Raw genomic sequence first — 22145 nt, 5'->3', positions numbered from 1 at the left:
GCAGAATCGTTAAATTATAGAGGAGGTTCGGCGCCGCACCGCATGGGCAGGCATAGCCGGAACACCGTGCCGGCCGCCGCCGCTTCGACCCGAACGCTGCCGCCCAGGCGCTCCATGGCCTTGCGGACGATCGCCAGGCCGATCCCGGTGCCCGGATAGGCTTCCTCGCCGTGCAGCCGCTCGAACACGCCGAAGATGCGCTCGCGCTGCTCGGGCGGGATGCCGATGCCGTTGTCGGCGATCCAGACCAGCGCGTGCTCGCCGTCTTCGCGTCCATGGATGCGGACGCTGGGCGCGACGCCGGGCGCGACGAACTTGATCGCATTGCCGATCAGGTTCTCGAACACCTGCACCAGGATGGCTTCGTTGCCGAGCACCTTGGGAAGGGAAGAGGCGATCTCGACCTGGGCGCCGCTGCGCGAAACCTGGGTTTCGATGTCGGACAGGGCCAGCCAGGCCACCCGCTCCAGGTCGACCGTCTGCAGCTTGAGCTCGGCCCGCGACAGCTGGCTGTAGGCCAGCAGCTCGGTGATCAGGCGGTCCATGCGGCTGGCGGCGTCGCACAGCCGCACCAGGAAGTGGCGCCCCTGTTCGCTCAGGCGCGGCGATTCGTCCTCGCGCAGGGCGTCGGCATAGCCTTCGACGTTGCGCAGCGGCGCCCGCAGGTCGTGCGCGACCGTATGGGCGAAAGCGCGCAGTTCCATGTTCGCTTCCGCCAGCCTCTCGGTGCGTTCCTGGATGCGGCGTTCGAGCAGCAGGTTGGCGTCGGCCAGGTTGCGCTGGGCCTGTTTCAGCTCGGTCACCTCGTGGGCGCCGATCACGGCCCCGGCCGGCTTGCCGTGCACCAGCATCGGATGGCAACTGAGGATCCAGTCGCGCCTGGCTTCCGGATGCAGGGGCGTGCTGCCCGACAGCGCGATGCGCGCGGGCGCCGTGGCGCCGGCGACGACGTCGCGCAGCAGCGCGGGCAGGTCGAGCGCCGCGGGGGCGGCCGGCAGGATGCGCAGCACCTCCGCGAGCGGCCTGCCGGCAGCCTGGGCGCTGTCCATGCCGGCCAGGTCTTCCGCCACCGGATTCATGAACTGGACCCGGCCATGCAGGTCGGTGGCGATCACGGCGTCGCCGATGCTGCGCAGCGTGGCCGCCAGGCGCGCCTGCTCGGTCTGCATCATGAGGGCATCGCGGCGCGCCACGGCGCGCACGAAGAACAGCAGCGCGATCGACAGGAAGGCCACCGCGCCGGTCGCCACGATGGTGCGGGTCAGGTCGCGCTCGACCACGGCGGCGCGCAGGACCAGCAGCCTTTCCTCTTCGCCGCGCAGGGCCGCTTCCTGGGCGGCGATGGCCTTGCGCTGGGTGCGCATGCCGGTTTCGTCATGCCGCTCGGGATGCTGCAGGCCCTCGCGCAGCCCCTGCATGAAGCCGTCGAGCAGGGTGCGGTAGCGCTCCAATGCCCGTTGCTGGACCGGGTTGTCGCTGGTCAGCCGGAGCAGGGTCTGCCACTCGCGCGGGATGGCGGCGAGCCCGGCGTCCAGCTCGGCGCGGTCCTGCGGGTCGTGGTCGAGCAGCAGCGATTTCTGCAGCGCATCCACCTGGTTGACCAGGCTGACCGTCTCCTGCAGGCGCACCAGCACGTCCTGGGTATGCACCACCCAGCGCCGCGATTCCATCGTGCGGCCGATGCTGCCGACGAGGGTGCCGATGGCGGCGGTCAGGATCACGATGCTGACCGCGGTTGCGTAGTTGACGTAGCGGGTGGTTCTCTGCATGAGCACTGGCCTGTGAATCCCGTGTTTTTATGCGTCGAGCATGTCGGTCCATTCTAGCAAATGCACCCGAGCCCGGTCGCGCGTCGGGATCACGCCAGGACCGGTCCGGCCTGCGCCAGCAGTTCGGCCAGCAGTTCGGCCACCAGGGTCACGCGCGGCGAGCGGCGCACGTCGGGGTGCACCACCAGCCAGATCGGCCGGCTCAGCACCTCGGCGTGGTCCGGGTGCACTGCCAGCAGGCTGTCGCTGCGGCCGAGGAAGTGCGGCAGCAGGCTCACGCCCAGGCCGGCGCGGCAGGCCGCCAGCATGGAGTGGGCATCGTTCGCCCGGAAGGCATACGGCCGGCCGGCGCCGAACCGGTCCAGCCATTTCTGCTGCGGCGACGCCTTCATCGCCTCGCCGTGGCCGACGAATTCCCATTCCGCTTGCGGACGCGCGAACCAGTCGGGGGTGGCATACAGGCCGTATCCCATCTGCGCCAGCGGGCGCCCGGCCAGGCCGGGTTCCTCGGGACGCGACAGGCGTAGCGCGAGGTCGGCTTCGCGCCGGTACAGGTTGGCCTGGCGCACCTCGGCGACGATCTCGATCATGATCGCCGGCCAGCGCGACCGCAGGGCCGCCAGCCGCGGCACCAGCAGGGTGCTGGCGAGGGCCGGCGGCGCCGACACCTTGACGACGCCGCGCAGGGTGCCGGCGCCGGTGCCGGCGCGTGCGAAGGACAGCGCTTCGTCCTCGACGCGGCGCGCGTACGCCAGCAGGTGCTCGCCCTCGGCGGTCAGGATCCAGCGCTTCGGCAGGCGGTCGAACAGGCGCAGGCCGAGCCGGGCTTCGAGCATGCCGATGCGGCGCGACACCGTCGAATGCTCGACCGCCAGCGCCCGCGCCGCCGCGCTCAGTCCGCCCTGGCGCGCCAGTTCGACGAAGTAGCGGATGTCGTCCCAGTCCAGCGGGCCGGGTGTGCTCGTCTCGAGGCTATCTGCGAATTTTTGCACGGTAAGTGGCGATTTTTTGGAATTTCGGTCGAATTTCAATCAATCTACCATGTGCTCGTCTTTTCAACAGGAGCGAGTAATGGAAGCCTTGATCGAACATGTCGTCATCCGCCGCCAGGGCGGCCCCGAGGAGCTGCGGGTGGAACAGCTGGCGCTGGCGCCGCCCGCCGCGGGAGAGATCCGCATCCGCCAGCAGGCGGTCGGGGTGAATTTCCTGGACGTCTACCACCGCAATGGCGTCTACCCGCTGCCGGCTCTGCCGGCCACCATCGGGGTCGAGGGCGTGGGCATCGTCGAGGCGGTGGGTGCCGGCGTGAGCGGGCTGCATCCCGGCCAGCGCATCGCCTACGCCGGCCAGCCAGGCGCCTACGCGGCAGTGCGTAACCTGCCCGCCGCCTGCGCCGTGGTGCTGCCGGACGCGGTGCCGACCGAGGCGGCGGCCGGCGCGCTGCTGCGGGGGATCACGGCGCACATGCTGTTCCATCACGTGCGCCCGCTGCGGGCCGGCGACACGGTGCTGGTGCATGCGGCCGCCGGCGGCCTCGGCCTGGTGCTGGTGCAATGGGCGAAGGCGCTCGGTGCGCGCGTGATCGGTACCGTGGGCAGCCGCGCCAAGGCCGAGCTGGCGCTGGCCCATGGTCTCGACCGCGCGGTGCTGTACCGGGAAGAGGATTTCGTCGCCGCCGCGCGCGCGTTCACCGGCGGGCAGGGCGTCGACTTCGCGATCGACGGCATCGGCGGGCCGACCCTGCTGCGCAGCTTCGATGCGGTGCGGCCCTACGGCATGGCGGCCAGCATCGGCCAGGCCGGCGGCATGCCCGGGCCGGTCGACCTGATGCAGATCGGCACCCCGCGCGCGATCGCGTTCTCGCGGCCCAGCGTGATGCGCCTGATGCGCGATCCGGCGCTGTACCGCGAAGGCGCCAGGGCAACCCTGGCGCGCCTGGCCGATGGACTACAGGTACGCATCGGCGCCGAACTGCCGCTGGCGCAGGCGGCCGAGGCGCACCGGATGCTGGAAGCGGGCAGGACTACGGGCGCGGTATTGCTGCGGCCCTGATTCGCCTGCGCGGCGGCGACGTGACACTAATCGAACGCCCAGGAGTAGAGCACGTCCAGCGCCGTGTTGGTGCCGGTCTGCAGCGCCAGCGTGATGCGCGGGGTGAGCTTGTAGCGCAGGCGCACCACGCTGGTGGCGGTGGCGGCGCCCTGTTCGAAGCTCAGGTAGAGCTTGGACGAGATGCGCTTGCCGACCGTGACCACGGTGTTCGCCAGGCCGGGTTCCTGGCCCGCACCCTGGCGCACGCCGAATTCGTCGACGCCCAGCGCGTTCGCCAGCTTGCTCTGGATGCCGCCGGTGCCGCCTTTGCCGCCCAGCAGGGCGCCGGCCGCCGCGCTGAGGACATCGGCTTCGTTGCCGGTGGTGCCTTCCATGCCGTGGCCCAGCACCAGCCAGGACAGCTTGTCGCTGTCGGACACGTTCGGCGTCGACACCAGCTTGGCCGTCGGCGACAGCGCCGTGCCGCGCACCTGCACGCCGGCTTCGACGTTGGTCTCGCTGAGCTGCTCGCCTTCCGGACGCTTGCGCACCGCCAGCACGTCGATCGACGGGTTGTCGTAGGGACCGCTGAAGGTGGCGATGCCGCGCTCGATCGACAGGCGCTGGCCGTAGGCGGCATAGGTGCCGCTCACGGTGCGCACGGTGCCGTTGATGCGCGGCGCGCCGTCGCCAACCTTGCGCACGTGGACGCTGCCGGCCAGGTAGGCGTCGGCGCCCATGCCGCGCAGGTGGAAGTCGTCGCCCAGGTCGGCGGTCAGGTCGATCGTCAGCGGCACCGCCGCCTCCTTCTTCGCCGGCCCTTCCTTGGCATTCGCGCGGCCAAGCACGATCACGTCGTCGGACAGGGTCGGGCGGTCCTGCGGCGCGAACTCCACCAGCGCGCGGTCGGCCTTGAAGCTGCCCTCGACCGCGAAGCGGCGGGCGTCGCGCACCACGCTGGCCTGGCCGCTGACGATCACGGTGCGGTCCGGGCGCGACAGCGCTTCGAGCTTGTCGGCCACCAGCTTGAGGTTCATGGCGGTTTCGCTGCCGGCAAAGCGCACGTTGCCGTCGATGGTGGCGCGGCCGCTGTTGCCTTCGAAGGCGAAGCGCTGCAGCTGCAGGCTGTCGCCGGCCAGCACCGCGCGCAGCTGGCCGTTGCGCAGGCGCACGCCCTGGTCCGGCCAGCGTACCGCCAGGCGGTCGCCGTTCACGGTGCCGTTCAGGGTCGGCGCGCCGACCGTGCCGGTGCCGCTGACGGCCAGGTTCAGGGCGCCGTCCACTTCCAGGCCCGGCTGGCCGATCAGCGGCGAGACCCAGGCCAGCGAGCCGAGGTTGGCGCTGGCGGTCAGGCGCAGCGGGCTGTCGTTGTCGAGGCGGCCGTGGATCATCTGCGCGGTGGCGTCGACCTTGGCGGTGCCGACCCGGCTGCCGTCGACCGCCAGCTGGGCGTGCAGGGCGCCGCCATTGACGTCGGCGCGCAGGTCGAGCTGGCGCAGGCCCAGCACCACCGGGGCGACGTCGCCGGCGATCAGGTCGCCCTTCTCGCGGAACACGTGCAGGCTGCCGTCCAGCACCGGCGCGGCGCCGCTGGCAACGGGGGCGCGCATGTCGAGCGCCCAGTCGGCGCCGAGCGTCATGTCGCCGCGCAGGTTCTCGCGGATCGCATCGGAGGCCTGGGCCAGGTAGCTGACCGGGACCCCGGTGGCGCTGCCGCGGCTGGTCCAGCGCGGGCCGTTCTTGACCAGCGACTGGATCGTGACCGAGCCGGCCGGCAGGCGGATCGTGGCATTGTTGAAGCTGATCTGCTCCGGGCTGGCGAGTCCCTTGACGCCCGAACCCGGCGCGCCGGCGATGCGCAGCGGGGCCGGCGCCGCCAGCGCGAGCGCGTAGCGGCCGCGGTTCTGCAGCGTGTTCAGGGTGCCGGCCCAGGCGTTGTTTGCATAGCCGCCGCTGATGGCGAGGTTGGCGTCGAAGGTGTCGCCGCGCGCCGCCGCCGAAATCGTGTGGGCGCCGCGGGTGCCGGTCGATTGCAGGCTGGCGGTGGCGATACGGGTTTCGCTGCTCGGCGCGCCGCCGGCGTAACCGGCGATCTGCACGTCGAGCGCCAGCGGATCCGCCGCGCCGCGACCGGAACCGAGGTTCGCGGTGGCATGCAGGGACTTCAGGTTCTGCGCCTTCATGCGCAGGTTCTGGCCGTCCAGCGTGGCGGTCAGCGAGGGCGTGTCCATGGTGCCGGACAGGGTGCCGGCGCCGCGCAGAACGCCGCCGAAGTCGGGGCCGAGGGCGGCCAGCTGGGGCGCGTCGATGCGCCATTGCAGGGTGTCGCGGCCGCCGCCGAAAGCGCCGCGCGCGGCCACCACGTTGGCGCCCAGGTGCAGGTCGACGTCGGCGTTCGAGACGTGGCGCTTGTCGGCCGTGAGCTTCGCATGGCCCCACAGCGGCGAATTCGACAAGGTCGATTGCTGCAGGGTGAGGTTGACCGAGCCGCCCATGTTCGCGCCGGTGCGGCCGCTGGCGTCGAAATTGCCGTTGATACTGCCGGCGAAGGGCGAGCCGAAGGCGGCCGGGTTCAGCTTCTGCATCGAGCCGCTGGCCTTGACCTCGACCACCTTCGCATCCTTGGTGCCGGACAGCCAGGCTTCGCCGCTGGCGTGCAGGGCGCCGTTGTCGAGCTTGCGCTGCTGCGCCACCCAGCCCAGGTTACGGGCGTCGACGTCGAAGCTGGTGCGTGGCGCATCCATGGTGCCGCTGACGACGCCGTTCGCCACCAGCGCGCCGTACAGGTCCTTGCGGATGGTCGCGAGCTGGCGGCCGTCCACGCGCCAGGCCAGCTTCTCGCCCGGCTTGCCGAAGGCGCCGCGCAGGTCGACCGTGTTCTCGCCCAGCGCCAGGCTGGCGTTCACGTCGTGCACGTGGACGCCGCCCGGCGCGCCGCCGTCGGCATCCAGCTTGCCCTTGCCGGACAGCGGCTGGTCGAACAGGCGGCTCGGGCGCAGCGCGAAGTCGGCCGCGACCTGCCATTGCGGGGCCAGCGCGCCCGAGGCGTTGATCTCGGCATTGATGTCGGCTTTCGGGAAGTCGCCGAAGGCCGCCGGGTCGAGCCGGCTGGCGACCACATTCGCCTTGAACGGCTTCTTGTCCGCCAGGCTGGCGCTGCCCGTCACGCGCACGCTGCCCTTGCCGGCGGCCAGGCGGGCGTCGCGCACGGTCAGCACATTGTTGGCAAGGGCGGCTTCGGCCACCAGGCGCATGCCGGCGTCGACCAGGTTGACGTTCAGGGTCTGGGTGTCCTGGGTGTTTGCCACCTTCAGATCGCCGGCGATGGCGGTCTTCTTCATGCTGCCGTGGATCTGCCTGAGGTCGATGCGGTCGGTGTGCAGCGCGAACTGCGCGGTGCCGATGCCCTTTTCGTCCGGGCCGCGTTCGACGCTGCCGCTGCCGGTGAAGCTGCCGGCGCCGCCCAGGTCGAGCAGCACGTCGCTGATCTTCATCGACGAGAGGTTGCCGCCCAGCTGGCCGCGCATTGCCCGCAGCGGCAGGCGCTGCTGGTCGATGGTGCCCTGCGGCCCGTCGTTGGTCAGGTTCACGGAACCGCTGATGTTGCGGTTCGGGTCCAGGCGCGCGTTCACGGCCAGGTTCAGGTCGGCGGTCGGCAGCGAGGGGTTGAAGAAGCCCGGATCGATGTTCTTCGCGTTCAGCGTGAAGGCCTGCAGCGGGATCTCGGCGAAGGGCGACAGGACCAGCTTGGCGGTGCCCTGGGCGCGCGCGGCCTGGCCGCTGGCGTCGAGAACGGTCCTTTGCAGGTCGCCGCCGGCATGCAGCTTCAGTTGCGGCAGGATGGCGCCGGGCTGGGCCTGCGAGGTGGACTGGGAAGCCGGCGTCTGGCTCAGGCTGGCGTCCGCATTCAGCTTGTAGGGCAGGGTATTGGCGATGGTGCCGCTGGCGGCGGCCTGGCCCCAGGGCGTGTTCGCCTTCGCGTAGTCGAGCTTCCACTGCTGCTTGTCGCCGTGCAGGCTGGCGCGGATGTCGTCGATCCGGGTCTGCGCGCCCTTGTTCACGAACACCGCCTGGGCCAGGCGCGCATCTTCCACCGCGATCTTGAAGGGCGGGGCGAGGCGGGTCGGCATCGTGCTCGGCTCGGTGCTTTCCTTGAGCGTTTCCATGCGCAGCGACTTCGCGTACAGCTTGTCGATCTCGACGCCGTGCGACAGGTATTGCCATGGCTTCCAGTCGATGTCGATGTCGTTCATCGTCATCAGGGACGTCTCGGTGCGGAACACCAGCTGGCCGACGTGCATGTGGCCGTACAGCGAGCCGGTCACGCCGGTCAGGGTCAGCTTGCCGCCGCTGGCGCTGGCGACGCGCTGGGCGATCATCTGCAGGGTGGTTTCGCGGCCGCCGTACCAGACCGCGCCGCCGATCACGACGGCGGTGACGGCCACGCCGATCGCGACCCGGCGCGGCCAGCGGCGCGGCTTGTGTTCTTCCGGCGTGGCGGTGTTTTGTGTTTCGTCGCTCATCAGAAGGTGAATCCCAGTGAGAAGTGCAGGCGGACCTTGTGCACCGCCTTGCCGTAGGCGACGTCGACGGCGATCGGGCCGACCGGGCTGCGCCAGCGCGCGCCCACGCCGTAGCCGACTTTCGGCTTCAGGTCGGCGAAGTTGTCGGCGGCATTGCCGACGTCGTAGAACACGGCAGCGCCCCAGGGCGGCTTGAACCACCAGTCGTATTCGGTGCTGGCGGTGAACAGGTAGCGGCCGCCCGTGATGGCGCTGCCGACCGGGATGCCCAGCTGCTGGTAGCCGTAGCCGCGCACCGACTGGTCGCCGCCGGCGCGGAACAGGAAGGTCGACGGCACGCCGTCCTTGTCCTTGGACAGGACCGCGCCGAACTCGCCGCGCACGATCAGGGTGCCCGAGGTGCCGACCGGCTTGTAGCCGATCGCCCGCACATAGCTGCGCACGAAGGGCTGGTCGGTCAGGATCGGCAGCGGCGCCGCGCCCAGCTGCAGGTTGACGATGTAGCCGCTGTTCGGCAGCACCAGGCTGTCGAGGTGGCGCTTGGTGATCGAGAAGGTCAGCGGCAGGGCTTTCGCGCGCGTGGTGGGCAGGTGGTCGATGGTGACCTGCTCGGTCAGCGCTTCCAGCCGCAGGCTGCGTTCCAGCGTCGGCGAGCCCCAGGCGCGGGTGGCGTGGATGCTGGTGGTGCGGGTGATCTGGTCGCGCACGTCCTCGCGGTCGTAGCCGGCGCCGACGCTGTTGCTGTAGCCGTTCGAGGTGGTCGGCCAGAAGAAATCGGTGCGTACCTGCTGGTGCAGCTGCTCGTACAGCACATTGCTCTTCATGCGCTTGCCGAACACGTTCAGGTCGTCGTAGTTGGCCTGGGCGCGGGCGCCGGTATTGGTCGAGAAGCCGAGGCCGAGCGATACGTTCTTGCGCTTGTTCTCGGACACGCGCACCAGCACCGGCATGGTGACCGCGGCGGACGGCGCTTCGGGTTTCGCGCCCTGTCCCTGGTTCAGTTCACTGACCTGTTCCTGCAGGGCCGAGGACATGTCGAGGCTCACCTCGACGCTGCTGAAGTAGCCGGTGTCCTGCAGGCGGCCCTGCAGCGCCTGCAGCGCGGCTTCGTTGTACTCGTCGCCCGGATGGATCTGGTTCAGGTTGTTGATGATCGAGGGCGAATAGCGGCTCAGGCCCTCGATCCTGAGGGCGCCGAAATGCACGTCCGGTCCGCTGTCGATGACGACCTTGAGGCGGGCCTTGTGGCTGTCCGGATCGACGGTGGCGCTGGAGTCGATCAGCTGGGCGCGCGGAAAGCGCGACTGCGTGATCTGGCGCACCATGCCGCGCTTGGCCGCTTCCCAGTCGGCGGTGCGAAAGCGCGAGCCGACCGGCAGGGTCCAGCGGTTGCGCAGGGAGGCCGCGTCGACCGGGGCTCCGGTTTTATCGAAAGGGACGAAGCCGCGCAGCTCGATGTCGACGTCGCTGACCGTCACCGCCTGGCCCGGATCGACGATCACGCGCGCGACCGGCGTGCCGCCCGAGGTATCCAGCCCGCTCGAGATCTTGGGCGTGTAATAGCCCTCGGTGGCGACCAGGGTCCTGGCTTCCTCGGGGGCGTTGCGCACCAGGCGCTGCAGCTGTTCGAGGTCGACCCGCGGGTTGCCGCGCCAGCGCATCAGGTCGAGATTGCTTTCGAGGAGCTCGCGCAGGTTGCGCGGGGCGTCGATCTTCACTTCGTAGCGCACCGAGCGCTGATCGGGCGCCTCGACCGGCAGCGGCGTGGCCGGCTGGCGCTCCTGTTCCTGCAGTTCCTTCTGGGTCTGTTCCTTGCCCGTGGTCGGGGCCGGGACGGGGTCCTGGGCCTGGCTTGCAACCTGACCTGCGGCGCCCACGGAGACACACAGCGCGTTCACGGCCAGCACGATTTGTGCCAAAATCCGAGATCGCGCCGGCGCAAGTGTCTTCATCGTGTCGGGTCGTGCGGTTACCATGTCTCTCCATTCTCCAGTCTGCCGGCCACATCTTAACGGATTGTCAAAACCGGCGGCGGACGCTTTACTTCAGGAACATCAATATGCATCAAGCCGACACCGCGCTCGTCCTGTTCAGCGGCGGACAAGATTCCACCACCTGCCTGGCCTGGGCCCTGCAACGCTATGAACGGGTCGAGACCATCGGTTTCGATTACGGCCAGCGCCACGCGATCGAACTGGCCGTGCGGCCGACGGTGCTGTCCAGGATGCGCGCCCTGTCGCCGGAGTGGGACCGCCGCCTGGGCGAGGACCACATGATCGACCTGTCGCTGATCTCGAAGATTTCGGATACGGCGCTGACCAGCAATGTCGCGATCCAGATGCAGGAAAATGGTCTGCCGAACACCTTCGTGCCGGGCCGCAACCTGCTGTTCATGACGGTGGCGGCGACGGTCGCCTACCGCCGCGGCCTGACGGTGCTGGTGGGCGGCATGTGCGAGACCGATTTTTCCGGCTACCCGGACTGCCGCGACGACACCATGAAGGCGCTGCAGGTGGCCCTCAACCTGGGCATGGCCACGCGCCTGAAAGTCGAGACCCCGCTGATGTGGATCGACAAGAAGCAGACCTGGGAACTGGCCGAGCAGTGCGGCGGCGAAGCGCTGGTCGACCTGATCCGCTTCGACACCCACACCTGCTACCTGGGAGAGCGCGGCGCCGCGCACGACTGGGGCCACGGCTGCGGCAAGTGCCCGGCCTGCGAGCTGCGGGCGCGCGGTTATGCGCAGTACGCAGCGGAACGCCGCAGTGCCTGAGGCGTGATCGCGAACGTGCGTGGGCTCGGAGAGCCCACCCTACGCACTAATGCATTACACCGGAACCGGGCGGCTCTTGTTGGAACGCTTGACCAGGTACCAGACCAGGGCCAGCGGCAGCAGCAGGGGCAGCAGCAGCGGCGAGACCGCCAGCGCCAGCACCAGGGCGCCGATGCCGAGGCCGCCGATCAGGATGACGCCGACGCCGGCGAACACCACCGCGAGCACCGCGGCCACCACCAGCATGACCAGGCCGGCCAGCAGCGTGCCGCCGCCCGCGAACAGCATCGCCAGCAGGGCGCCCAGCGGACCGTCGATCTCGTCGCCGTCGACGTTGAAGACCATGTCGCCGCTGGAGACGAACACATTCCACAGGAGCAGGGCAAACAGAAACAGGATGACGAAAGCGGCGGTCTTTTTCATGATGGTCCTCGCGTAGTTCGGTTTTGAATGTGGGCTTTGAAACGCTATGTCCGTGTCGGCATGGTTCCAATGTATCTGTATCGTTCGGGCGCCTCCATCGGCATGCGACAGGCTGCGATTTTCGGGGGGCAGGCGTGCTCCGGCGGCCGACGAACGGTAGGAAAAATTGGCGGGAATCAAGCCTTGCAATGTCAAGCATGAGGTCTATACTGACAGCCTGCTCTGTCGCAGGAGGGAATCCTATGCATTACATCGAGGACCATCCGACCTGGTTACCACTTGCCCGGCTCGACAGGGGTGGCCACAAGAATCCGCCGTCGGCGCCACCGGCCATTCCGCCCATCATCATCACGCCATTCAACAAGCAGATCCCGAATCCGGCGATCGATCCGCGCAGTACCCCACCGGGGCCGCCGATCCTTCCGCCACGCAGGCCCGACCTGCGCATGTAGCCGGCGCATCCGGTGCGCGCATGCCGCCCGCGCATCGTGTCCGTTTCGGTGCTGTCCCTTGCCCTGGCTGCCGGAATTTCCTATGATCTGACCTTTGGGCGCTTGCCCGCAGCAGGATAGGAACGACATGAACGACCAAGCACCGGATCACCACGACGAAGACGCGCCGGTACAGGAAGCACGTCTGTGGCAGGACAATGGATGGACAGCAAGAGTCATCAAGAACGAGGATGACGAAGGCTGGGCCGTCGCGATGTACAAGGACGGCGAAGCGGAACCGGCCCTGGTCGGTCCCTGGACCATGGGCCGCGACAAGAAGAACCCCAAGCCGCTCGACGTGAACGCCTTCAACACGCTGGTCAAGACCGCGTATGAAGTGCTGCGCCGCCACGAGCAGCAGCTGCACGCCCGGCTGCACAAGAGCACCGTGGTGTCCAGCGCGGACGGCGAGCTGAAGGTCACGCTCGACATCGTCCCCGACGAGGACAATCCCTATGCCTTGCTGGCCGCCATCGACGAGATGGGCGAGCAGGTGGCCCAGGTACGGGTCGATCCCGGCTTCAAGCTGTCGCCGGCCTCCGCGCTGGCCTGGATCGAGAACGATTTCCGCGCACCGCGCTGAAATCGCCGCAAATAAGCCACACTTTTCTCCTGGCGGGCGCGCGAGCTGATAATATTTCCCAGACGCACTATTTCGTGTTTTAGGGGGATCGATGGAAAACCGTCTCGCGCGCCTGGAAGCGGTGCAGGCCATGCTGCTCGAAATCGGGCATCTGTCTGCCAGCTGCACCGACATCACCGAATTCATCGGCGCCGTGCACCGCGCGCTGGGCCGCATCATGTATGCGGAAAACTTCTATGTGGCCCTGGCCGAGCGCGAAGACGGTACCGTGCGTTTCGTGTATTTCGTCGACACCGTCGATGAAGGCCCGAACCCGGACGAGCGCGTGCGCCTGGCTTCGCCCGAGCAGTCGCCGACCGCCTGGGTGATGCTCAACAAGCAGGCGCTGTCGATGACCGCCGACGAGGAGCGTGCGCGGGAAAACGGCAATACCTGGGGCACCGGCAGCGTCGCCGAGCACTGGATGGGTTGCCCGCTGCTCGACCAGCAGCACGAGGTGCTGGGCGCCATCGTGATCCAGAGCTACCTCCCCCAACACACCTACAGCGAGGAAGACCAGGCGCTGTTCGCCCTGATCGCCAACCACGTCTCGAACGCCCTGCAGGGCCTGCAGAGCATGGACCGCCTCGAGCGCGCCGTGCAGGAACGCACCGCGGCGCTGGCGCGCGAAGTGGCCGAGCGCCGCCGCGCCGAGCAGGTGCAGCACGCGCTGTACCAGATCGCCGACCTGTCGGCCTCGGCGCTGGACACCGACGAACTGGCCGCCAGCCTGCACCGCATCATCGGCGAACTGATGGTGGCGAAGAATTTCCTGATCGCGCTGACCCATCCGGATAGCGGCGAGATCAGCATCCCGTATTTCGTCGACGAGAAGGACCACGACGCCCCCAGCAAGCGCTTCCCCTTCGGCATCGGCATGTGCTCGTACGTGCTCAAGACCAGGCAGGCCCAGCTGCATGACGCCGGCAGCTTCGCGCGCCTGGTCGCTTCCGGCAAGGTCCATCAGCCGCTCGGCAATATCCAGATCGCCAGCTGGATCGGTGCGCCGATGCTGGTGCACGACAAGGCCTATGGCGTGATGGTGGTGCAGAGCTACGACCCGACCGTCCTGTATACCAAGACCGAGCTCGACCTGCTGGCCTTCATCGCCAGCCACGTGGCGGTGGCAATCGCCCGCATGCAGGCCGACCGTGCGATCCGCAAGGCCAAGGAAAGCCTGGAAAGCCAGAACGCGGCCCTGAACCAGGCGCTGACCCAGCTGCAGGAAGCGCAGACCGAACTGGTGCGCCAGGAAAAGCTCGCCTCGCTGGGCCAGATGGTGGCCGGCGTCGCCCATGAGATCAATACCCCGCTGGGCATCTGCGTGACCGCCACCAGCCACCTGGTGCAGGAACTCAAGCTCACCAAGGAAGAGCTGGCGGCCGGCGAGATGACGGAAGACAGCCTGAACGCCTTCTTCGACGTGGTCGACCAGTCGCTGCGGATCATGACCACGAATACCCAGCGCGCGGCAAGCCTGGTGCGCAGCTTCAAGCAGGTGGCGGTGGACCAGTCCTCGGACAATATCCGCAAGTTCAACCTGTGCAAGTACGTGGGCGAGATCCTGCTCTCGCTGCAGCCCAAGCTGAAAGGGCGGCCGGTCAAGGTGGAGGTCGATTGCCCGCCCGAGCTGGAAGTCGACAGCTTCCCGGGCGCGGTGTCGCAGATCGTCACGAATATGGTGGTGAATTCGCTGGTGCACGGCTTCGAGCGCGACCAGCCCGGCAACATCAGGATCCGCGCGCGCATGGAAGAGGACGACATGATCGCCTTCGACTACGGCGACGACGGCGCCGGCATGGACGCCGATACGCTGACCAAGATGTTCGATCCCTTCTTCACGACCAAGCGCGGCAGCGGCGGCAGCGGCCTGGGCGCCCACATCCTCTACAACCTGGTGACCGGTTCGCTGGGCGGGACGCTGCGGGTGGAAAGCAGCCCCGGCAAGGGCCTGCAGTATTACCTGCGCTTCCCGCGCACGGCCAGGAAGGTGGAGCTGGCGCTCTCGGCTTGACGCGCGGCGCGGGCAGGCGCATAAAGTCGTATCGCCATTTGCGGAGCGCCGCCATGCCAACCCATACCGAGGCCGAGATCGTCGAGGGATTGCGCGACAGGGAATTCGTCCTGTACTACCAGCCGAAGGCGTCGCTGATCACGAACCGTATCGTGGGCGCCGAAGCGCTGGTGCGCTGGCACCGGGCGGACGGCAGCGTGGTCGGGCCGGCCGGCTTCATCCCCGTCATGCAGGGCACGGCGCTGCTGAAGACCCTGACCGCGCAGCTCCTGACCCAGCTCATGCACGACATGGGCGAGACGCTCGGGGCGGACATCCGCATTTCCTTCAACGTCAGCGTCGAGGACTTCGAAGACGATGCGCTGAGCGACATCCTGCTCGGCGCCATCCGTGACCACCTGCTGCTGCCGGCCAGCCTGGAACTCGAGATGACCGAAACCCAGGCGCTGCAGGCCTGCGACCACCTGTTCGGGCGCGTCCAGCGCATCGTCGATGCCGGCATCACCCTGGCGATGGACGATTTCGGCATCGGCTATTCGAGCATCGACACCCTGAGCAAGCTGCCGTTCACCACCATCAAGCTGGACCAGGGCCTGATCGCCCGCATGCTGGGCTCGGCCAAGGATGCGACGATCGTGCGCTCCTCGATCCGGCTCGGCCACGAGCTCGGCATGGAGGTCGTGGCCGAGGGCGTGGAGACCCAGGCCCAGCGCGATTTCCTGGTCGAATCCGGCTGCAAGCTGATGCAGGGTTACCTGCTCAGCCGGCCGCTGCCGGTGGACGCATTTCGCCGGCTGCGCGCGACGGCGGACGGTTCGCGCAGCTTTCCGGTCGGGCAGGTGCATCTGGCCATCCTCGACCACGTACAGTGGCGGCGCCAGCTCGTCAGCTATGCGGTCCAGCGCGCCACCTTGCCGCGCAATTGTCCGACCCGCAAGGCGGACGGTTTTCCGGAGATGAGCGCAACCCACTGCGCGCTGGGGCGCTGGTATTTCGGCGAAGGCCGCCATATCGCCGCCACACCCATCTACCACGCGATCGATGCCCCGCACCGCGAGCTGCACCGCATCGGCGACGACATCATCGAGAAGGTGCGCCGCGGCGCGACGCTGAACGAACTGGCCGACTTGCTGAGCTCGATGAAAGCGGTATCGACGACCTTGATCCGCCTGCTCGAGGACCTGGAAGATACCGGCCTGCAGGAACTCTACCGCGATGTCGCGATCGAGGACTCGGCGGGCCCGACGAACAATTCCTTGTAGCCGGTCGCCGGGCCGGTCTCCCGGCTGAAGCGGTGGCCGGGCAGCAGCATCACCAATACCTCGGCCGTGGTGCGCACCAGACAGCCCGGCCCCATATGCCCGCCCGTCACCTTGCCGGCCGCATCCGCCACGGCGATGTGGAGGTGCGGCCCGTCCGGCGACAGCGAGCCGCCCAGGCCCAGGATTTCGAAGTCGCCGGCCAGGGTTTCGCGCAGGTCGGCCCGGGCGGGAACGCGCAAGGGGAGGGAGTCATGTCCACAGGATGTCACATTCTGGCGGTCGTAACTAACAGTTGCCTTGCATCAATTTTATACATGTTGCCATTCGGCTTTTAACATTACCCGAATAACAACAGTCGCTGTGACAATATGATAGTTTTCCGTTAAGCAATTCCGTATAGTATGCGTTGCCCATCGAGGCAAACAATAAAAAACGTTCAAAACTGCGGAAAAATGTCACAAAAATTCACACTGATGGCCTGCCTGGGCATGATCTTGTCCGGCTGCGCCGTGTTTACGCCTGCTACCGAAAGTCGCTATGTCAGCGCGGACGGCACACTCCAGATTCGCGGCGAGCTGGTCGACAGCACCGGCGTCAAGATCTTCGTCAACGAGAACAAGGTCATCGACGAGCATGTCTCGCTGCTGCGCGGCGACGGCGAGTTTGCCGGTAGCTTCCAGGGCAAGCGCGTGAGCGCGGACTGCTCGACCACCGGCGGACGCAAGCTGCATGCGACCACCTGCATGGTGGCCGTCGGCGCCGAACGCGTGCGCCTGATCCTCTGAAGGAGACCGCTCAGGCCTGTTTCGACAGCTTGTCGAGCAGTTCCACCAGCTGGCCGATCTCGTAGGGCTTGGCCAGCACCTGTACCCCAGGCACGGTGGCGCGCTGGTCGGTGTAGCCGGTCGCCAGCACCACCGGCAGGCCGGGCCGGCGTTCGCGCAGGATGCCGGCCAGGTCGATGCCGCTGATCTTGCCGGGCATGACGATGTCGGAGAAGGCGACGTCGACGTCCAGTCCGGCCTCGATCATCGCCAGCGCGCGCTCGCCGTCGGGCGCCACCAGCACTTCGAAGCCTGCTTCCTCCAGGCCGCGCGTCACGGCTTCGCGCACCAGCGCATCGTCCTCGACGAACAGGATCCTGCCGCTGGCGTGCATTTCTTCCAGCTGGGCGCTGCGGCCGGGCAGGGGCGACAGCGGCAGGGTCGAGCGCGGCAGGTAGAGTTCGACCCGGGTGCCCTGGCCGGGCGTGCTGGACAGCACCAGCGAACCCTGCGACTGGGTGGCGAAGGCATAAGCCTGGGCCAGTCCGAGGCCGCTGCCTTTGCCCGGCTCCTTGGTGGTGAAGAAGGGGTCGAGGGCGCGCGCCAGCACCTCCGGCGCCATGCCGGTGCCGGTATCGGTGACGGTGACCAGCACGTAGTCGCCGCCGCCGCGCTCGACGGTCGGCTCGAGCACGCAATTGCGCGCGCTGATGGCGAGGCGGCCGCCCTCGGGCATGGCGTCGCGCGCATTGATTCCCAGGTTGAGCAGGGCGAGATCGAACTGCAGCGGGTCGACCGTCACCGGCCAGAGATCGTCCTCGCAGGTGAGTTCGAGCTCGATCCCCTGGCGCAGCACGTTGCGGATCAGCTGCAGGGAATTGCGCAGCTGTTCGCCGGGGGGGACCGTCGACAGCTTGGCGTCCTGCAGCCGGCCGAAGGAGCCGAGCTGGCCGGTGAGGGCGGTGGCGCGGCTGATGGTGCGCTTGCAGGTGTCGATCAGGCTCTGCACCTTGGGCTGGTTCGAGGTCAGCGCTGCCAGCTGCAGCGCCGTGGTCAGGGTCTGCAGCAGGTTGTTGAATTCGTGCGTGATGCCGCCGGTCAGGCGGCCCAGGGTTTCCATCTTCTGGCTGCGCATCATGGCCGCCTGCGCCTGTTCGCTCGCGGTGACGGCTTCGGCCACGCGCTGCTCCAGCTCGGCCTGGGCGCGGCGGATCCGGTCGCTGGCCTCGGCCATGCGGCGCGCCACCACGTCGATCTCGACGATCTCCTGCGGCGCGTAGGCCACTTCGCGGCCCTCGCCCAGGTCTTCGGCGCTGCGGCCCAGGTATTCGATGGGGCCGATGGCGCGCCGGCCGAAACGGCGCGTCAGCACCACCGCCAGCACCAGCAGCGCGGCCATGATCGCCGCCAGGTAAGCCGCCGCATGCACGGGCACGCGCTGCAACTCGCTTTGCGGGATGCTGACCAGTACCCGCCAGCCCGCGTCCGGCACCGTGCTGTAGAAGCCCCGGGCCGGGGTGCCGGCCATGTTGCGGCCCTTGAACACGCCTTCGCTGCCGCTGGCGAACTGGCGCAAGGCGGCGCTGCTCACCGAGCGTCCGCGGTACTGGTCGGCGTCGCGCGAGCGCGCCACGATCTTCCCCTGGCGATCGATGATGGAAGCCACCCATTCGGCCGGGAGACGCTGCTCCGCCATCAGCTGCTGCAGGCTGGCGGCGGTCACGCCCATGCTGAGGAAGTGGCGGATGCGGCCGTCGATCCGCACCGGCACCTGCACCACGAAGTCATGCTGGCCGCCCAGCGGCGATTTGAACAGGTCGGATACCAGGGTGCGATCGGCGCCGCGCGTTTCCATCAGCTCGGCGATGTTCGACGCACGCCGGGCCGGCAGCGGGCTGCCCAGCGGCACCCGGGTATTCAGCAGCTGGTGTCCGTCGGGCTCGGTCAGGATGATGGAGGTGTCCGGCGTCGGCGCCAGGACCTTGGCGTGCCGGTAGAACTCCTCGAGGTCGCCGCGCGCCAGCGAGGGCGAGCTGGCGAGGGCGCGCAGGATGCCTTCCTTGATTTCCAGTTCGTTGTCGACCAGCAGGGCGAAGGCGCGCACCGCTTCCTTGACGCTGTTTTCCTGGGCGCGCCGCTCCTCGAGATAGACGTAGCCGACCGCCAGCGTCGCGGCGCTGAAGGTCGGCACCAGGATCGCGAGGATAAGGATCAGCAGTCGGGTTCGGATGCGCATCGGAGCAAATTGTGTTCCGGGCAAGAATGCTCCGGCGCGCGTAGTCTACTTCAGTCTGGCCAACGGCGGTTGATGTCGTCCGCCTTGTCGAGGTTCTTGACGAGGATATCGACGTAGTGCGGATCCAGATGGTGGCCCGCCACTTCGCGCAGGTAGTCGCGCACCTGCTCGATCGGCCAGGCCTCCTTGTAGCAGCGCTCGTGGGTGAGGGCGTCGAACACGTCGGCCACCGCCACGATGCGCGCATACGGATGGATCTGGTCGCCCTTCAGGCCTTGCGGGTAGCCGCTGCCATCCCACTTTTCGTGGTGCTGGTGGGCGATCACGGCGGCCGCCTTCAGGATCGGGCGTTGGGAGCCGTCGAGGATCTGCAGGCCGACGGTCGGGTGCTGCTTCATGATTTCCCATTCCTCGGGCGTGAGGCGGCCGGGTTTCAGCAGCACCGCGTCCGGGGTGGCGATCTTGCCGATGTCGTGCATCGGCGCCGCGTGCATCAGCACCGCGGTCTCGTCCTCGGACATGCCGGATTCCTCGGCCAGCAGGTGGCAGACCTGGGCCATGCGGCGCACGTGGTTGCCGGCCTCGTTCGAGCGCGACTCGACCACGTCGCCGAGGCGCAGGATCAGTTCGGCCTGGGTATCGGTGATCTCCTGGTTCAGCAGGATGTTGTCGAAGGCGATCGCCACGCCCGAGCAGAACACGTCGAGCAGCTGGACGTCGATCTCGGAAATCTCGTCGACGCCTTTCAGCACCAGCAGCGAAGCCTTGCCGCTGCTGTTCGGGAAGTAGCCGACGTAGGTGTCGCCGTGCAGCTTGGAGATGCGGTTGTGGCGCGCTTCGTCGAGCTGGGCCACCAGTTCGGGGCCGATGTCGCTTTCTCCCATCTCGCCGATGCGGGCCAGGATCTCGTAGCGGCTCTCGCCGGTGATGACGCTGGCGCCGGCCACCCGCAGCAGCATGCTCTGCTCGAGGCGCAGCAGGGCCACGACCTGCTGCAGCAGGCCGCTGGCGAAGTCCTTCAGGTTACGCTGCTGGAAAATATGGGCCGAGGCGGCGATCACGCGCTCCAGGCCTTCGCGGTAGGTCAGCTGCACGCGGCGCGCATCCTCGACCTTCATGATGTCGCGGTAGGCGCGCAGGGCGGCGAAGGTGGTGGTGAACAGCTTGGTGCGATCGAGCTCGGTCTTTTCCTTGTAATCGTTGATGTCGTAATCGACGATCACGCGCTCTTCCGGCGCCTGGCCGGGCTGGCCGGTGCGCAGCACGATGCGGGTGAACTGGTTGTCCAGGTCCTGGCGCATCCAGCGCGCCACTTCCAGGCCGCTGTCTTCGCGCTCCATCACCACGTCCAGGAACACCAGCGCGATGTCTTTTTCGCGCGCCAGCACTTGCTTGGCTTCCTCGCCGCTATAGGCATGCACGAAGCTCAGGCCGCGGCCGTCCAGGCGGAAGCGCGACAGGGTGAGCTTGGTGATGTCGTGAATGTCCGGCTCGTCATCGACGAGTAATACTTTCCACGGGGCAAGTTTGGGCGCAGCGGAAGACAGGAATGACATGACGATGTCCAGTATCGTGATTGCGTCTGAAAAAGAACGAACCTTGCATTACAGCAGTATTACTCGAATCGATTGTAGTATGAGCAGTACCCATTAACAACAAGAAACAGTTCGTAACTGAACCAAAAAGTCACAAAGCCGCAACGTTTTTTAATGGTGTTTGCAATTGATAAACCTTTGTGCGGCTCATTGATAGCGCTTCTGGCAGCGTTCGCACCAGAAGCTGCGCCGGTTCGAGCGGCCGAGATTGGCCTTGTGGAAGGGGATGTGGCAGCGCGGGCAGGTTTTCTGGTTGTGCGCCAGCCAGTGCTTCTTGAGCGTGAATTCCTTTTTCCAGGCCAGGAAGTCGAAGCTGTACTGGCGCGCCTGCTCGACCAGGGCGCGCAGCTTGGCGGGCGGCAGCGCGCCGACCGTGGACAGCGGGTGCAGGCGGATGCGAAACAGCACCTCGTTCTTGATGATGTTGCCGACCCCGGAAAAGATCTCCTGGTCGAGCAGGGCGTCGCAGGCCAGCATGTCAGGGGCTGCCCGCAGCTTCTTGCGCGCCTTCTTCGGGTTCCAGGCATCGGACATCACGTCCGCTTCCCAGTCGTAGAGGGCGTCGAGTTCGCAGTCGACTTCCTTCACCGAGCAGGCGTAGAAGTTGATTTCGCTGCCGTCGGCGAAACCCAGCGACAGCCGCGGTTCCTTTTCGCGCCGCTCGTCGATGCGGTAGGTGCCGAACAGCAGGAAGTGGATGCGCACGGCCATGGTGGGCATCTGGATGAAGAACTGCTTGCCCCAGGTGCGCAGCGCCAGGACCGGCTGGTTCAGCAGGCGCGCGGTATCGATGGCCCAGGTATTGCCTTCGGCGCGCACGATGGTCTGGCCCACGAAGCGGGCAGTCTGCTCCTTCAGAATGTAGAGCGATGGTCCTTCCGGCACGGCGTCCTCCCTTTGCCGTCATTTTCCGGAGGAAGCGTCCGTGGCCGCTGTGCGGGGACTAACATTTCATTACAAATGAATAACATAAGTAGACGGACAGGGGCGCCGAATGCGGCGTATATTGATAGTGGAAGATGACTTAGACGAAAGGAAAATAAAATGGACTCGCGCATCAGCAAATTGGCCCTCGCGGGCCTCTTCGCGCTGGTCGCCGGCAGCGCCGGCGCCGCCACCACGGTCACTTACATACAACCGGACAAATTCAGCGACGTGCCCTTCGTGCCCTGGGATCGCGAGGATACGCTCAAGCAGCTGACCGAGCACTTCGTCAAGCTGGGCAACAGCCTGCCGCAGGGCCAGGACCTGCGCATCGAGGTGACGGACATCGACCTCGCGGGCCGCCTGATCCCGAGCGTGCGCGCCGGCCGCGACCTGCGCGTCATGACCGGCCGCGCGGACTGGCCGCGCATCGAACTGCGCTATTCGCTGGAGCAGAACGGCCAGGTGATCAAGAGCGGCGAGGCGCGCCTGACCGACATGAACTACCTGGATCACAGCGTCCGTTACTTCGACACCGAACCGCTGCGCTACGAGAAGCAGATGATCGACGACTGGTTCCAGAAGACCATCGGACCGCTGCCGCGCAGCCGGCGCTGATGCGGACTGCCTGGACCATCGGCTATTTTCAGGGTTGTCGTCCATATGTTAGTCAGCTAACCGTAGGGTCGTGGCCTCGTGGACTAAGTTAAGTGTTCTT

The 22145-nt window shown here is 67.4% G+C and carries 17 protein-coding genes; 8 read left to right on the top strand and 9 right to left on the bottom strand.

Annotated elements, in window-relative coordinates:
- Nucleotides 1-14: 14 nt before the first annotated feature.
- Complete coding sequence (locus AC1DOQ_RS04395; RefSeq protein WP_477360650.1) at nt 15-1769, bottom strand: sensor histidine kinase; 1755 nt, start codon at nt 1767-1769, stop codon at nt 15-17.
- Between the two features lie 89 nt (nt 1770-1858).
- Nucleotides 1859-2761: a LysR family transcriptional regulator gene (locus tag AC1DOQ_RS04390; protein ID WP_477360648.1), complete on the bottom strand. Its 903-nt coding sequence runs from the start codon at nt 2759-2761 to the stop codon at nt 1859-1861.
- A 79-nt stretch (nt 2762-2840) separates the two neighbouring features.
- On the opposite strand from AC1DOQ_RS04390, the gene AC1DOQ_RS04385 reads away from it, so the two are divergent.
- Nucleotides 2841-3821, top strand: coding sequence for a quinone oxidoreductase family protein (locus tag AC1DOQ_RS04385; RefSeq protein ID WP_477360646.1), 981 nt, complete (start codon nt 2841-2843; stop codon nt 3819-3821).
- A 26-nt stretch (nt 3822-3847) separates the two neighbouring features.
- On the opposite strand, the gene AC1DOQ_RS04380 is transcribed toward AC1DOQ_RS04385, so the two are convergent.
- Together AC1DOQ_RS04380 and AC1DOQ_RS04375 are read right to left on the bottom strand one after the other, a co-directional pair.
- The gene (locus AC1DOQ_RS04380) at nt 3848-8323 is read right to left on the bottom strand and encodes a translocation/assembly module TamB domain-containing protein (protein WP_477360644.1); all 4476 of its coding nucleotides are present in this window, start codon (nt 8321-8323) and stop codon (nt 3848-3850) included.
- On the bottom strand, nt 8323-10230 hold the full coding sequence (locus AC1DOQ_RS04375; RefSeq protein ID WP_477360642.1) for an autotransporter assembly complex protein TamA: 1908 nt from the start codon (nt 10228-10230) through the stop codon (nt 8323-8325). The genes AC1DOQ_RS04380 and AC1DOQ_RS04375 overlap by 1 nt, the downstream gene beginning before the upstream one ends.
- A 152-nt stretch (nt 10231-10382) precedes the next feature.
- Here AC1DOQ_RS04375 and queC point away from each other — a divergent pair, with 152 nt between their 5' ends.
- Nucleotides 10383-11096, top strand: coding sequence for a 7-cyano-7-deazaguanine synthase QueC (gene queC, locus AC1DOQ_RS04370; protein ID WP_477360640.1), 714 nt, complete (start codon nt 10383-10385; stop codon nt 11094-11096).
- 54 nt (nt 11097-11150) lie between these two features.
- Here the strand turns inward: queC and AC1DOQ_RS04365 are convergent, their stop codons facing one another.
- Nucleotides 11151-11519, bottom strand: a complete 369-nt coding sequence (locus AC1DOQ_RS04365; protein WP_477360638.1) for a hypothetical protein — start codon at nt 11517-11519, stop codon at nt 11151-11153.
- 242 nt (nt 11520-11761) lie between these two features.
- Here AC1DOQ_RS04365 and AC1DOQ_RS04360 point away from each other — a divergent pair, with 242 nt between their 5' ends.
- The 4 genes from AC1DOQ_RS04360 to AC1DOQ_RS04345 all read left to right on the top strand — a co-directional run bounded on the left by AC1DOQ_RS04360 (nt 11762) and on the right by AC1DOQ_RS04345 (nt 15908).
- A complete protein-coding gene (locus tag AC1DOQ_RS04360) occupies nt 11762-11971 on the top strand; it encodes a hypothetical protein (RefSeq protein WP_477360636.1) in 210 nt (69 codons plus the stop codon).
- Nucleotides 11972-12098: 127 nt separating this feature from the next.
- Nucleotides 12099-12593 carry a hypothetical protein gene (locus tag AC1DOQ_RS04355; RefSeq protein ID WP_477360634.1) on the top strand — a complete coding sequence of 165 codons (495 nt, stop codon included), beginning with the start codon at nt 12099-12101 and terminating at the stop codon, nt 12591-12593.
- A gap of 91 nt (nt 12594-12684) precedes the next feature.
- On the top strand, nt 12685-14646 hold the full coding sequence (locus AC1DOQ_RS04350) for a GAF domain-containing sensor histidine kinase (protein ID WP_477360632.1): 1962 nt from the start codon (nt 12685-12687) through the stop codon (nt 14644-14646).
- 53 nt (nt 14647-14699) lie between these two features.
- Nucleotides 14700-15908 (top strand): EAL domain-containing protein, encoded by a 1209-nt coding sequence (locus tag AC1DOQ_RS04345; RefSeq protein ID WP_477360630.1) that lies wholly within the window; start codon nt 14700-14702, stop codon nt 15906-15908.
- On the opposite strand, the gene AC1DOQ_RS04340 is transcribed toward AC1DOQ_RS04345, so the two are convergent.
- Nucleotides 15854-16177, bottom strand: a complete 324-nt coding sequence (locus AC1DOQ_RS04340; protein WP_477360628.1) for a PPC domain-containing DNA-binding protein — start codon at nt 16175-16177, stop codon at nt 15854-15856. The two genes, AC1DOQ_RS04345 and AC1DOQ_RS04340, sit on opposite strands and share 55 nt — an antisense overlap.
- 183 nt (nt 16178-16360) lie before the next feature.
- On the opposite strand from AC1DOQ_RS04340, the gene AC1DOQ_RS04335 reads away from it, so the two are divergent.
- Nucleotides 16361-16693, top strand: coding sequence for a hypothetical protein (locus tag AC1DOQ_RS04335; protein ID WP_477360626.1), 333 nt, complete (start codon nt 16361-16363; stop codon nt 16691-16693).
- Nucleotides 16694-16703: 10 nt separating this feature from the next.
- Here AC1DOQ_RS04335 and AC1DOQ_RS04330 read toward each other — a convergent pair whose 3' ends face one another.
- The 3 genes from AC1DOQ_RS04330 to AC1DOQ_RS04320 form a co-directional block, all read right to left on the bottom strand.
- Entirely contained in the window at nt 16704-18908 is a 2205-nt protein-coding gene (locus AC1DOQ_RS04330) for a hybrid sensor histidine kinase/response regulator (protein ID WP_477360624.1), read from the bottom strand.
- Between the two features lie 50 nt (nt 18909-18958).
- Nucleotides 18959-20464: an HD domain-containing phosphohydrolase gene (locus tag AC1DOQ_RS04325; RefSeq protein WP_477360622.1), complete on the bottom strand. Its 1506-nt coding sequence runs from the start codon at nt 20462-20464 to the stop codon at nt 18959-18961.
- Nucleotides 20465-20650: 186 nt separating this feature from the next.
- The gene (locus AC1DOQ_RS04320; RefSeq protein WP_477360620.1) at nt 20651-21388 is read right to left on the bottom strand and encodes a DNA-formamidopyrimidine glycosylase family protein; all 738 of its coding nucleotides are present in this window, start codon (nt 21386-21388) and stop codon (nt 20651-20653) included.
- A 159-nt stretch (nt 21389-21547) separates the two neighbouring features.
- Between AC1DOQ_RS04320 and AC1DOQ_RS04315 the strand changes: the two genes are divergently transcribed.
- Entirely contained in the window at nt 21548-22045 is a 498-nt protein-coding gene (locus tag AC1DOQ_RS04315; protein WP_477360618.1) for a DUF3016 domain-containing protein, read from the top strand.
- The last annotated feature ends 100 nt before the right edge of the window (nt 22046-22145 follow it).

The sequence above is a fragment of the Massilia sp. 01N417 genome, from assembly GCF_056399645.1.
The sequence above is the reverse complement of the archived record's forward strand: the minus strand, read 5'-3'. Positions and strand labels throughout refer to the sequence as shown.